The organism is Pseudomonas sp. C 49-2 (assembly GCF_003970195.1).
In the GTDB taxonomy this organism is placed as follows: domain Bacteria; phylum Pseudomonadota; class Gammaproteobacteria; order Pseudomonadales; family Pseudomonadaceae; genus Aquipseudomonas; species Aquipseudomonas canadensis.
Map to the genome: position 1 here is coordinate 1 of NZ_RXYG01000033.1, position 12,337 is coordinate 12,337.

Consider the following 12,337-nt stretch of genomic DNA (forward strand, 5'->3'; position numbering starts at 1 on the left):
AAGAATGACGTGTTGCTCGTCGTACCGATAAACCTCGCTTTCGCCTACCGCATTGGTCGCAGAAACCAACCGACCCGTCGCGTCATAGGCGTAGGTAACAACGTTCTGCTCTGTCACCCAGACAAACGGACCGTCGTCCACCGCCCGCTCAATCTGGTAATCCACCGCCACAATGCGGCCCGACGCATAGCGCAAGAACAACGAGCGCCCCACGCCGTTATCCAGCCGCTCAATCTGCCCCAGATAATTCCGGGAAATGCGCAGCCGGTTGTCATACGCATCGCTGATCGCCGTCAGCACACCGTCGCGGAAGTGGTAGAAACGTGACGACTGAGCCAACACCAACTCATCGGGCAGCGACCCCAGGTAGATCGCCGCTTCAGCCAGGCTATTGGTGATCGCGGGCCGAGAAACCGTGGGCAAGGGCAGGGTAGTCGACCGATTCTCATGATCGGTCCACACCACCGAATCCCCGGAAACACTCAGCCGATGCGCCAGCGAGTGACTCCAACCAAACCCCAATCCACAATCCACTTCCACCGCGCTGGTGCGATACAACCTGGTCCACTCAAACGGCAGAACTCCGTCCAGTGCCCCATCAGTGAGGGTCAGCAGTTCCTCACCCGTGACCATCGACACCGGGCAGCCGTTAGTGGCCGTCTTGTCCGACGACGCCGCCGCATCCCCAGCCGGATTCTTCCCAACAGCAGGCACATCATCCACATGTTCCTGGCGCACCAACACCGTCCGCTGGGACTTGTTCCGAACCACCGGCACCGCGTTGGAAACCACCTGATCCCCAGCCTTCAACGGCACATCCGGAATCGTCCGAATCGGCGTCGCCGAGCTACCCAACAACATGGGCTTGGCCGCTTCGACATGCGCGTCCAACCGCGGCCCTGCCAGTTGCTCAGCCAACATCCCCAGCCATTTGCGCACCCGACCGGATTTGATATGCCCCATCACCTGGGCGCCGAGGCGCACCGCCACACCCATGCCCGCCGTCGCCCAGATCAGCACCAGGTTGATCAGGATCTCGCCGGTGATCTCACCCATCACCTCGTTCATCTCCTGCGGCGGCAACATCCGAATCCAGCTGCAAATCGCCGACACATAAATGAACAGCAGCGGCTCATCGCTGAGCACCAACAAGCCTTTCGCGATGGACTCGCTGCCCAGTTTCAGCAGTTCATCCAGTTCGGTTTGGGACAGGTAGTGCAGGAGCTTTTCGCTGTTGGGCTTGAGGTCGGCCAGCAGGTCGCATAGTTGGGTGAGGTTGTCCCAGAGGTTGTAGAGCGCCTTGCCCATGCCGCGCAGAAACGCCGCCTCCAGCATCCTGCGTTGATCAAGCGGGCTCGCATCGGTGTAGTCTTCCCACAGCGCCTGGAAGGTGCCCGTCCACTCGTTGCGCAGACGGATTTCCAATTCATCAATCACCGTCTGATAAGACGCATACAGCGCCTTGACGTGATCCTTGGAAACATTGGGATAGAAGCTGACCCGGTACTGCTGGTGGCGCTCACACTCGTCGATTTCGAGAATGCCGCTCGGGCCGATGGTCTTGTGGATCGGCTCGCCGAGTGGGCCGCCGTTGGGGTCGACGCGTTGCAGCATCACCGGCGTGTTGCCGATGGGCACAAATCGCGTGCTCTGGAACATATGCATCAGGGTCAACGTACCGTTGGCCTGGCAGGTAGCGACGGTGCTGCTCGGGTAAAGAGAGCGGTTGATCGGCGCGACCAGCGCTACTTCGTCCCCGACCTTGAAGACCTGCTCGACATCCAGCGCCGAAAAGCTCCAAAAGCTCGATGCCCAGTCGTCAAAGGTATTCAGGCATTCCCGGAAGTCTCGAAAGACAGCCTCGACATCGACCGTTTTCACCTCCATTGGGGTCAGGGCCAGCCTGCCAATGGCCGGGTTCAAGAAACAGCTCCAACAAGAAAATCCATCCGCAATCCCTCGCACTGTGTATTCAGGCGAGGGACTTTGCTGAGGTTCTAAGGGGAGGGGAGTAGAGCTAATCCGGCCGATACGTGGGACGTTTCGACAAACCTTGTCGTCCCCCACACGACTAGCGGCTATTGTCAGAAATTTCCCACAGGAGTACAAATGTACTCCATGACGACTCTAACCCCCCGCCGTACCGCCATCCTGACCTTTATCCGCGACCGCATCGCGCAGCAAGGCCAGCCTCCCAGCCTCGCCGAGATCGCCGAGGCGTTCGGCTTTGCCTCGCGCAGCGTGGCGCGCAAGCACGTGCTGGCGCTGACGGAAGCCGGGTTTATCGAGGTCAACCCGAACCAGGCGCGCGGTATTCGCCTGCTCAATCAACCGAAGCGTCCGGAATGGCTGGATGTACCGGTGCTAGGCCGTGTGGCTGCTGGTTTGCCCATCGGTGCCGATGCCGAAGTGCACAACCGCCTGCAACTCGACCCATCGACCTTCGCGAAAACCCCGGATTACCTGCTGCGCGTGCAGGGTGATTCGATGATCGAGGACGGTATTCTCGATGGCGACCTGGTGGGCGTGCGCCGCAGTGCCGAGGCCTTGAACGGGCAGATTGTGGTGGCGCGCCTGGACGGTGAAGTGACTATCAAGCGTTTCGAACGCCATGGCGACAGTGTGCGTTTGCTGCCGCGCAACCCCGCGTATCAACCTATTGTGGTCGGGCCCGATCAGGACCTGGCGATCGAAGGGGTGTTCTGCGGCTTGGTGAGGCAAGGCTGATGGGCGCCGTGGTTGCACTGGACACGCTGTTCAATGGCGGGCGTGTCTGGAAAGGCCGGCCCGCCGCGCCGCCAGCCAGTGTGTATCCCACCGGGCTGGCAGCGCTGGATGCGGTATTGCCCACGGGCGGCTGGCCGGAGGCGGCCTTGAGTGAAATCCTCATGGCCAAGGAGGGGGTGGGCGAACTGCAACTGGTGCTGCCAACCCTGGCCCGTTTATCAAAGGCGGGCGAGCGCATTGTGTTGGTGGCGCCGCCCTACACGCCGTATCCCCATGCCTGGCAGAACGCCGGGGTGGATCTGCGCCTGCTTTCGGTGATCCAGGCCGAAGAGCGCGATGCCCTGTGGGCGGTGGAGCAATGCCTGCGTTCGGGCAGTTGCGGTGCGGTGTTGTGCTGGCCGCGCAAGGCTGATGACCGCGCGCTGCGACGCTTGCAAGTGGCGGCGGAAACCGGGCAGACCCTGGCCTTTGCCTGGCGTGCCTTGAGTGAGGCGGTCAATTCATCACCGGCCGCCTTGCGCCTGGCCGTGGAGGCCAAACCTGCGCAGGTGCGGGTGCTCAAGTGCCGGGGCGGCCTGGCCCATCCGGCGCCGATTGCACTGGCGGGGCATTGAGGTTGCCATGCGTTGGGTGTGTATTGTCTTCCCGCAATTGGCGCTGGACGGGGTGCAGCGTGTGCACCCCGAGCCGGAGCAACCCCTGGTCTTGCTGGCCGGCACGCCGCAACGCCGTCTGCTGCAAACCGTCAACGATGCCGCCCGTGCCCTGGGCTTGCGTCCTGGTCAATCCCTGACGGCGGCGCATGCCCTGGTCAAGACCTTTGCCAGCGCCGAATATGACCCCGCCGAGATCGAACGCTACCAGCAGTTCCTCGCTGCCTGGGCCTATCAGTTCAGCTCCCAGGTCAGCCTGTACTATCCGCGCGCCTTGTTGTTCGAGATCGAGTCGAGTCTGGGGCTGTTCGGACCTTGGTCGCGCTTCGAAGCGCGCTTGCGCAAGGAATTGACCGAACTGGGTTTTCGTCACCGAATCGTCGCTGCGCCCAACCCGGCGGCGGCGCGGGTGCTGGCAAATATCTACGATGGCCTGGCGGTGCAGGATGACGGCTTGATGCAGGCCCTGGCGCCGCTGCCCATCGACCGCGCCGGCCTCGACCCGCAGGCCGCCACGGCTTTGTCGCGCATGGGCCTGCGCACCTTGGCCCAGGTGCAGGCGCTGCCTCGGCATACCCTGGCACGGCGCTTTGAGGCCGGCCTGCTCAAGCATCTGGATGCACTGGCTGGGCAGCGGCCGCTGGCCTTGGCGTTCTATCAGCCGCCGGACCGGTTCGATGTGCGTATCGAGCTGAATTTCGACGTGCAATCCCATCAGGCGCTGCTGTTTCCGTTAAGGCGTTTGACTGGCGATCTGTCCGCGTTCCTGTGTGGCCGCGACAGTGGCGTGCAGCGTTTCGACCTGCATCTTGAACACGCCCAGGCGCCCGACAGCGTGATCAAGGTCGGCCTGCTCAGTGCCGAACGCGAACCGGCGATGCTGTTTGAATTGGCCCGTGGCCGTCTGGAGCAGGTGCAAGTTACCTCACCGGTACGCGGCTTTCGCCTGGTGGCCCAGGACCTGCCGGTGTTTGTGCCCCGGCGCCAGGACCTGTTCGACGACCGCCCGCAACAAACCCTGCCGTGGGAGCAACTGCGCGAACGCCTGCGTGCCCGCTTGGGCGATGAGGCGGTGCAGGGCTTGCGCTTTCACGCCGACCACCGCCCCGAATGCGCCTGGCAAGCGGCAGCGGATAAAACCCCGTGCGCAACCTTGAACAAAGTGCAGCGCCCCGGCTGGCTGCTGAACGAACCGACCTTGCTGGGCGAGCAGGGCGTGCAGATCCTCGTGGGGCCGGAACGCATCGAGTCCGGCTGGTGGGACGGTGCCGATGTTCGTCGCGACTACTACCTGATCCAGACCCGCGCCGGCCAGCAAGGCTGGGCCTTTCGCACCGTGGGGCAGGGCGATGGCCTGTGGCTGCAGGGCTGGTTTGCATGAGCTACGCCGAGCTGCACTGCCTGTCCAACTTCAGCTTCCAGCGCGGCGCCTCCAGTGCGCTGGAACTGTTCGAACGCGCCAAGCGCCAAGGCTACAGCGCCCTGGCGATCACCGACGAATGCACCTTGTCCGGCATCGTGCGCGCCTGGCAGGCGGCGAAGGCGGTGGAGCTGCCGCTGATCATTGGCAGCGAGATGCGTATCGACAACGGCCCGAAACTGGTGCTGCTGGTGGAAGACCTCAGCGGCTACCAGCACCTGTGCCGCTTGATCACCCTGGCCCGGCGGCGTGCCGAAAAAGGCCGCTATCGCCTGCTGCGCGAGGACTTCGAGCAACCGCTGCCCGGCCTGCTGGCGCTGTGGGTAGCCGAAGACAGCGACACCCAGGCCGACGTCCAATGGCTGTGCCGAACCTTCGCGCAACGCCTGTGGCTGGCGGTGCACCTGCACTGCGGCCAGGACGATGCTCGCCATCTGGAACAACGCCTGCAATTGGCCGCCAGCCTGCATATCCCAGCTGTGGCCTGCGGCGATGTGCACATGCATGCGCGTGGCCGCCGCGCCCTGCAAGACACCATGACCGCCATCCGCCATCACGTCCCGGTGGCCGAAGCCGGCACGCGGCTGCACCCCAATGGCGAGCGGCACCTGCGCAGCCGGGAGGCGTTAAGCGTGCTGTACCCCGCGTCGTTGCTCGACGAAACCCAGGCCATTGCCCGCCGCTGCACCTTCGACCTCAGCCAATTGCGCTATCACTACCCACGCGAACTGGTGCCTGAAGGTCACGACGCCGAATCCTGGCTGCGCGCCGTGACCGAAGAAGGCATCGCCAAACGTTGGCCGCAGGGTGTCGACGCCAAGACCTTGCAGCAGATCAACAGCGAGCTGGAGTTGATCAGCGAGTTGGGTTACGAAAGCTACTTCCTCACGGTGCACGACATTGTGCAGTTCGCCCGCAGCCGCTCGATCCTGTGCCAGGGGCGCGGCTCGGCGGCCAACTCGGCAGTGTGTTTTGCCTTGGGCATCACCGAGATCGACCCGAGCCTGACCAGCATGCTGTTCGAGCGTTTTCTTTCCAGGGAGCGCAATGAGCCGCCGGATATCGACGTGGACTTCGAGCACGAACGCCGCGAAGAAGTGCTGCAATACGTGTTCCAGCGCTACGGCCGTACCCGCGCGGCGTTGACGGCGGTGGTCAGCAGTTACCACGCGTCCGGCGCGGTGCGCGATGTGGCCAAGGCCCTGGGGTTGCCGCCGGATCAGATCAATGCCCTGGCCGACTGCTGCGGGCGCTGGAGTGACGACGCGCCTCCGCTGGAGCGCCTGCGCGAAGGCGGCTTCGACCCCGATAGCCCGATCCTGCGCCGCGTGCTCACGCTCACCCAGCAATTGATCGGCTTCCCCCGGCACCTGTCCCAGCACCCTGGTGGCTTCGTGATTTCCGAATACCCGCTGGACACCCTGGTGCCGGTGGAAAATGCCGCCATGGCCGAGCGCACCATCATCCAGTGGGACAAAGACGACCTCGACGCCGTCGGCCTGCTTAAGGTGGACATCCTGGCCTTGGGCATGCTCAGCGCGATCCGCCGCTGTTTCGACCTGCTGCGCCGCCATCGCAACCGTGACATGAGCCTGGCGTCGGTACCCAAGGAAGACCCGGCCACCTACGCGATGATCAGCAAGGCCGACACCATCGGTGTGTTCCAGATCGAGTCGCGGGCGCAGATGTCGATGCTGCCCAGGCTCAAGCCGCAAACGTTCTATGACTTGGTGATCGAGGTCGCTATCGTGAGGCCGGGGCCGATCCAGGGTGGCATGGTGCACCCGTACTTGCGACGGCGGAACAAGGAGGAGGCCACCACGTATCCGTCACCCGAACTGAAAGTGGTGCTGGAGCGCACCCTGGGCATTCCGCTGTTCCAGGAACAGGTGATGCAGATCGCCATGGTCGCCGCCGATTATGGCCCCGGCGAGGCTGACCAGTTGCGCCGCTCCATGGCCGCCTGGAAACGCCACGGTGGCCTGGAACCGCACCAGGCGCGCCTGCGCACCGGCATGCTGAAAAACGGCTACAGCGAGGCCTTTGCCGCGCAGATTTTCGAGCAGATCAAGGGGTTTGGCAGCTACGGTTTCCCCGAGTCCCACGCGGCCAGTTTCGCCTTGTTGACCTACGCCAGTTGCTGGCTCAAGTGCCATGAGCCGGCGGCGTTTGCCTGTGCGCTGATCAACAGCTGGCCCATGGGTTTCTACAGCCCGGACCAGATCCTGCAGGACGCGCGGCGCCATCGCTTGCAGATCCGCCCGGTGGACGTGCAGGCCAGCGACTGGGATTGCAGCCTGGAGCCGATTGACGGCGCACAGCCGGCGATTCGCATGGGCTTGCGCATGATCGCGGGGTTTCGCGAAGAAGATGCGCGGCGCATCGAAAGCGCACGCCAGCGCCGGGCGTTCAGCGATATTGCCGACCTGGACGAGCGTGCCGGGCTGGATGCACGCGCCCAGGCATTGCTGGCGGATGCCGGCGCCTTGCGCGCCCTGGCTGGCAACCGACACAAGGCGCGTTGGGAAGTGGCCGGCGTACACAAGCAACTCGGGCTGTTTGCCGGCCTGCCGAGCCCGGACGAAGCCGTGGTGGAATTGCCGGAGCCCACCGTGGGTGAGGACCTGCACGCCGACTACGCCACGGTCGGCACCACCCTGGGGCCGCATCCGTTGGCGTTGTTGCGTGCGGAACTGCGCAAGCGGCGCTGTCGCAGTTCCCAGGAGCTGATGGCGGTGGAGCATGGGCGCAATGTCAGTGTCGCCGGGCTGGTTACTGGTCGACAACGTCCCGGCACGGCCAGTGGGGTGACCTTTGTCACCCTGGAAGATGAATTCGGCAACCTCAATGTGGTGGTCTGGCGTGACCTGGCTGAGCGTCAACGCCAGGCATTGGTGGGCTCGCGGTTGCTGAAAGTAGACGGTCGCTGGGAAGCGGTGGGCGAAGTGCGGCACCTGATTGCCGGGCGCCTTACCGACCTGACGCCATTGCTGGAAGGCATCCATGTGCGCAGCCGGGATTTTCATTAGGGGCAGTGGCTTCTGCGGCCATTACCCCCTAAGTTATACAAGATGAAACCATCCGGCCCTGGTGCGCTCCAAATTTTGCGGCTGTCCTTTCTTTGCGCAGAGTTCAATGATGCAATTTTTATCCAACCCCCACGGCTGTGAAGGTTGGGCCGGAGAAATGGCCCAACGTATCCGCGACTTCGATTGGGCGACCACCGACCTGGGCCCTATCGACCAATGGTCCACCAGCCTGACCTGCACCGTGCAGATGATGCTGGCTTCACCGGTGCCCATGGTGATGCTGTGGGGCCAATGGGGGTACATGATCTACAACGACAGCTACTCGGCCTTTGCCGGTGGCCGCCACCCGTACCTGTTGGGCACGCCGGTAGAGTTGGGTTGGCCGGAAGTCGCCGAGTTCAACCGCCATGTGATGGATACCTGCCTGGCCGGCGGCACCCTGTCGTTCAACAACAAGGACCTGGTGCTTTTGCGCAATGGCAGGCCGGAAACCGTGTGGCTGGACCTGTATTACAGCCCGGTCGCCGGCGACAACCAGCAACCGGCCGGGGTGTTGGCGATTGTGGTGGAGACCACCGAACTGGTGAAGTCCGAACAGGTGCGCCAGGAACTCACGCATAACCTGGAGCAACGGGTCGCCGCTGAAGTGCACGCGCGTTCCGCTGCCGAGGACCAACTGCGCCAGTCGCAGAAACTCGAAGCCATCGGCGGCCTGACCGGCGGCGTGGCCCACGACTTCAATAACCTGCTGCAAGTGATCGCCGGCAACCTGCATTTGCTGGCCCGCCACGAACCGGACAACGTCCAGGTGCAGCGCCGTGTCGCCGCGGCCATTGCGGCGGTGGAACGCGGGGCCAAGCTGTCGTCGCAGTTGCTTGCGTTTGCCCGTCGCCAACCCTTGTCGCCGGCGGTGTACAACCCGCAACGCATCTACGCGGGGCTTGGTGAACTGCTGCAACGGGCGCTGGGGGAAACCATCCATATCGATGTGCAATTGCCCCAGGACTCCTGGTTTATCAACGTCGACCGCAATCAGCTGGAAAATGCGCTGCTCAACCTGGCGATCAACGCCCGGGACGCCATGCAGGGTGAAGGCGTGATCCGTATTACCGGCGAAAACATCATCCTCAACCCGGACGATTGTGTGGGCAAAAGCATCAAGCCTGGCGAATATGTGCGGCTGGCGGTGATCGACACCGGTGTCGGCATGTCCGAGTCCACGTTGAAACGGGCGTTCGAACCCTTTTTCACTACCAAGCGCGAAGGCCATGGCACCGGCCTCGGCTTGAGCATGGTGTTCGGCTTTGTGCGCCAGAGTGGCGGGCATGTGGAGATGTGGAGTGAGGAGGGCAAGGGTTCTGTGGTGCAGATGTATTTCCCCCACAGCCTGGAGCCGGAAAGCCTTGATGTGCATATCGATCAGATCCCTCAGAGTGGCGGCCAGGAAACCATCCTGGTGGTCGAGGACAATGAAGGCGTGCGCTTGACCGTCGTCGAGCTGCTTGAACAGTCCGGCTACACCGTACTCACGGCGGATGACGGCGACCAGGCCATGCAAAAGCTGCAAGCCGGTTTGCAGCCGGAGCTGATCTTCACCGATGTGGTCATGCCTGGCCGTGTCAAAAGCACCGACCTGGCCGACTGGGCCCGTGCACAGAGTCCTCCAGTTGCAGTGTTGTTCACCTCCGGCCATACGCGTGACATTCTCTCCAGCAATCACCTGCTGAGCGCCGAAATTCATCTGCTGAACAAGCCCTACAGCCCCGAAGCCCTGACGCAACGGGTGCGCAGCGTGCTCACCGCCCGACAAGGTTGTCCATGACTTCACAGCGCAACATCCCAGCGATCACTGCCCAGCAAAGCGGCTTCGTCCGCGTGCGCGGCGCCCGCGAGCACAACCTGCGTAACGTCGATGTGGATATTCCCCGGGATGCCCTGGTGGTGTTTACCGGTGTGTCGGGCTCCGGCAAGTCGTCCCTGGCGTTTTCCACGGTGTATGCCGAGGCGCAACGGCGCTATTTCGAGTCGGTGGCGCCGTATGCGCGGCGGCTGATCGACCAGGTCGGTGTGCCGGACGTGGACAGCATCGAAGGCCTGCCGCCCGCCGTGGCCCTGCAACAGCAGCGCGGTACGCCGAGTGCGCGCTCGTCGGTGGGCAGCGTGACGACGTTGTCGAGCCTGATCCGCATGTTGTACTCCCGTGCCGGCAGCTATCCGCCGGGACAACCGATGCTGTATGCCGAGGACTTCTCGCCAAACCTGCCCCAGGGCGCATGCCCGCAATGCCATGGCCTGGGCCGTGTGTATGAAGTGACCGAAGCGTTGATGGTGCCGGATCCTTCGTTGACGATCCGCCAGCGTGCAGTGGCGTCCTGGCCATTGGCGTGGCAAGGCCAGAACCAGCGGGACATCCTGGTGACCCTGGGCTACGACGTGGATATCCCGTGGCGTGACCTGCCGAAAAAGCAGCGCGACTGGATCCTGTTCACCGAAGAAACCCCCACCGTACCGGTCTACGCTGGCTTTACTCCGGAACAGACCCGCGATGCGCTCCAGCGCAAACTGGAGCCGAGCTACCAAGGCACTTTCATGGGCGCCCGGCGCTACATCCTGCACACCTTTGCCCACACCCAGAGCGCGCTGATGAAGAGGCGCGTCTCGCAGTTCATGCAGGGCAGCGCCTGCCCGTTGTGCGAAGGCAAACGCCTGACCAAGGCCGCGCTGTCGGTGAAGTTTGCCGGGGTGGACATCGGTGAGTTGTCGCAGTTGTCATTGACGCGCTTGGCCGAGTTGCTGCGGCCGGTGGCGGCGGGCCAGGACACGATGAAACTGTCGGTGGAAAAACGTCTGGCGGCGCAGCGTATTGCCCAGGATTTGCTGGAGCGGGTCAGCACGTTGACCGAGTTGGGCCTGGGTTATCTGTCCCTGGAGCGCAGTACGCCGACCTTGTCGTCCGGGGAGTTGCAGCGGCTGCGTTTGGCCACACAACTGGGCTCGCAGTTGTTCGGCGTGATTTACGTGCTGGATGAACCCTCGGCGGGTCTGCATCCGGCGGATGGCGAGGCGTTGTTCACCGCCCTGGAGCGTTTGAAAGCCGCGGGCAATTCATTGTTTGTGGTGGAACATGACCTGGAAACCATGCGCCGCGCCGATTGGCTGATCGACGTCGGCCCGGCGGCCGGCGAACAGGGCGGGCAGGTGCTGTACAGCGGCCCGCCCGCAGGGCTTGCGCAAATCGAGGCGTCGCAGACCCGTGAGTACCTGTTCGCAGAAAAACGCGCGCCGAACCAGGCGCGCCGCGAGCCCACCGGCTGGCTGAAACTGCAAGGGCTGACGCGCAATAATCTCAAGGACCTGAACGTCGATTTTCCGCTGGGCTGCTTCACCGCGGTCACCGGCATTTCCGGGTCGGGCAAGTCCAGCCTGGTCAGCCAGGCCCTGCTGGAACTGGTGGGCGCCGGTCTCGGGCGCGTCGTGGAAAATGACGAAGAACCAAGCCTGGAAGACGACGCGCCGCAAACCAGCGGCGGGTACATCAAAGCCGGGCTGGAGCACATCCGCCGCCTGGTACAGGTGGATCAGAAGCCCATCGGCCGCACACCGCGCTCGAACCTGGCGACCTATACCGGCCTGTTCGACAACGTGCGCAAGCTGTTCGCGGCCACACCGGCGGCGAAGAAGCGTCATTACGATGCCGGGCAATTCTCCTTCAACGTCGCCAAGGGCCGTTGCCCGAATTGCGAAGGGGAAGGTTTTGTCAGTGTCGAGTTGTTGTTCATGCCGAGTGTGTACGCACCGTGCCCGACCTGTCATGGAGCGCGCTACAACCCAGAGACCCTGTCGGTGACATGGCAAGGCTTGACCATCGCCCAAGTGCTGGGGCTGACGGTGGAGCAAGCGGTGGACGTGTTCGCCGAGCAGCCGAGCGTGCTGCGTTCGTTGCAGGTGTTGCGGGATATCGGTCTGGGCTACCTGCGCCTGGGTCAACCGGCCACTGAGCTGTCGGGTGGTGAAGCGCAGCGCATCAAACTGGCGACTGAGCTGCAACGTAATGCGCGGGGCGCGACCTTGTATGTGTTGGATGAGCCGACCACCGGGCTGCATCCACGGGATGTGGACCGTTTGCTCAGCCAGTTGAATCACTTGGTGGACGCGGGGCATACGGTGGTTGTGGTGGAGCATGAGATGCGCGTGGTGGCGCAGAGTGATTGGGTAATTGATATCGGGCCGGGGGCGGGGGATTTGGGCGGCAAGGTGGTTGTCAGCGGCACGCCGCAGAAGGTTGCCAAAAGCAAGGCCAGCCGCACCGCGCCGTTCCTGGCCCGAGAGCTGGTTTAACTGGCAGTTTCGATCAAATGTGGGGGGGGGATTTGTGTTGGTGTACATATCCGTTGTTTAGGTAACGGCTGGTATTGGTTCCGCCCTTACGGCCATGCCTTTCAAGGTCTTGGTTTAAAATCCCCCAACAACTTCTGTCAGGATGACGAAACTATGTGGGATGTGGTTCT

7 protein-coding genes are annotated in these 12,337 nt (G+C 63.2%); 6 read left to right on the plus strand and 1 reads right to left on the minus strand.

The window, feature by feature from the left end:
* A partial coding sequence (locus EJ576_RS29510) for an RHS repeat domain-containing protein (RefSeq protein ID WP_148106700.1) occupies nucleotides 1-1,887 on the minus strand: 1,887 nt, incomplete at its 3' end.
* Between the two features lie 222 nt (nucleotides 1,888-2,109).
* On the opposite strand from EJ576_RS29510, the gene lexA reads away from it, so the two are divergent.
* From lexA to uvrA, 6 genes are all read left to right on the plus strand, one after another.
* The gene (gene lexA, locus EJ576_RS29515; RefSeq protein ID WP_028616585.1) at nucleotides 2,110-2,727 is read left to right on the plus strand and encodes a transcriptional repressor LexA; all 618 of its coding nucleotides are present in this window, start codon (nucleotides 2,110-2,112) and stop codon (nucleotides 2,725-2,727) included.
* Nucleotides 2,727-3,341, plus strand: coding sequence for a translesion DNA synthesis-associated protein ImuA (gene imuA / locus EJ576_RS29520; RefSeq protein ID WP_016980372.1), 615 nt, complete (start codon nucleotides 2,727-2,729; stop codon nucleotides 3,339-3,341). The genes lexA and imuA overlap by 1 nt, the downstream gene beginning before the upstream one ends.
* Before the next feature lie 7 nt (nucleotides 3,342-3,348).
* The gene (locus tag EJ576_RS29525) at nucleotides 3,349-4,761 is read left to right on the plus strand and encodes a DNA polymerase Y family protein (protein WP_126571754.1); all 1,413 of its coding nucleotides are present in this window, start codon (nucleotides 3,349-3,351) and stop codon (nucleotides 4,759-4,761) included.
* Nucleotides 4,737-7,829, plus strand: coding sequence for an error-prone DNA polymerase (locus EJ576_RS29530; protein ID WP_218570343.1), 3,093 nt, complete (start codon nucleotides 4,737-4,739; stop codon nucleotides 7,827-7,829). Before EJ576_RS29525 ends, EJ576_RS29530 begins: the two co-directional genes overlap by 25 nt.
* A gap of 109 nt (nucleotides 7,830-7,938) precedes the next feature.
* The gene (locus EJ576_RS29535; RefSeq protein ID WP_126571756.1) at nucleotides 7,939-9,651 is read left to right on the plus strand and encodes an ATP-binding protein; all 1,713 of its coding nucleotides are present in this window, start codon (nucleotides 7,939-7,941) and stop codon (nucleotides 9,649-9,651) included.
* Nucleotides 9,648-12,167 (plus strand): excinuclease ABC subunit UvrA, encoded by a 2,520-nt coding sequence (uvrA, locus tag EJ576_RS29540; RefSeq protein WP_126571757.1) that lies wholly within the window; start codon nucleotides 9,648-9,650, stop codon nucleotides 12,165-12,167. The genes EJ576_RS29535 and uvrA overlap by 4 nt, the downstream gene beginning before the upstream one ends.
* The last annotated feature ends 170 nt before the right edge of the window (nucleotides 12,168-12,337 follow it).

Coding starts and splice junctions, on each gene's coding strand:
- lexA (WP_028616585.1), top strand. CDS start 2,110: ATGTACTCCATGACGACTCTAACCCCCCGCCGTACCGCCATCCTGACC.
- imuA (WP_016980372.1), top strand. CDS start 2,727: ATGGGCGCCGTGGTTGCACTGGACACGCTGTTCAATGGCGGGCGTGTC.
- EJ576_RS29525 (WP_126571754.1), top strand. CDS start 3,349: ATGCGTTGGGTGTGTATTGTCTTCCCGCAATTGGCGCTGGACGGGGTG.
- EJ576_RS29535 (WP_126571756.1), top strand. CDS start 7,939: ATGCAATTTTTATCCAACCCCCACGGCTGTGAAGGTTGGGCCGGAGAA.
- uvrA (WP_126571757.1), top strand. CDS start 9,648: ATGACTTCACAGCGCAACATCCCAGCGATCACTGCCCAGCAAAGCGGC.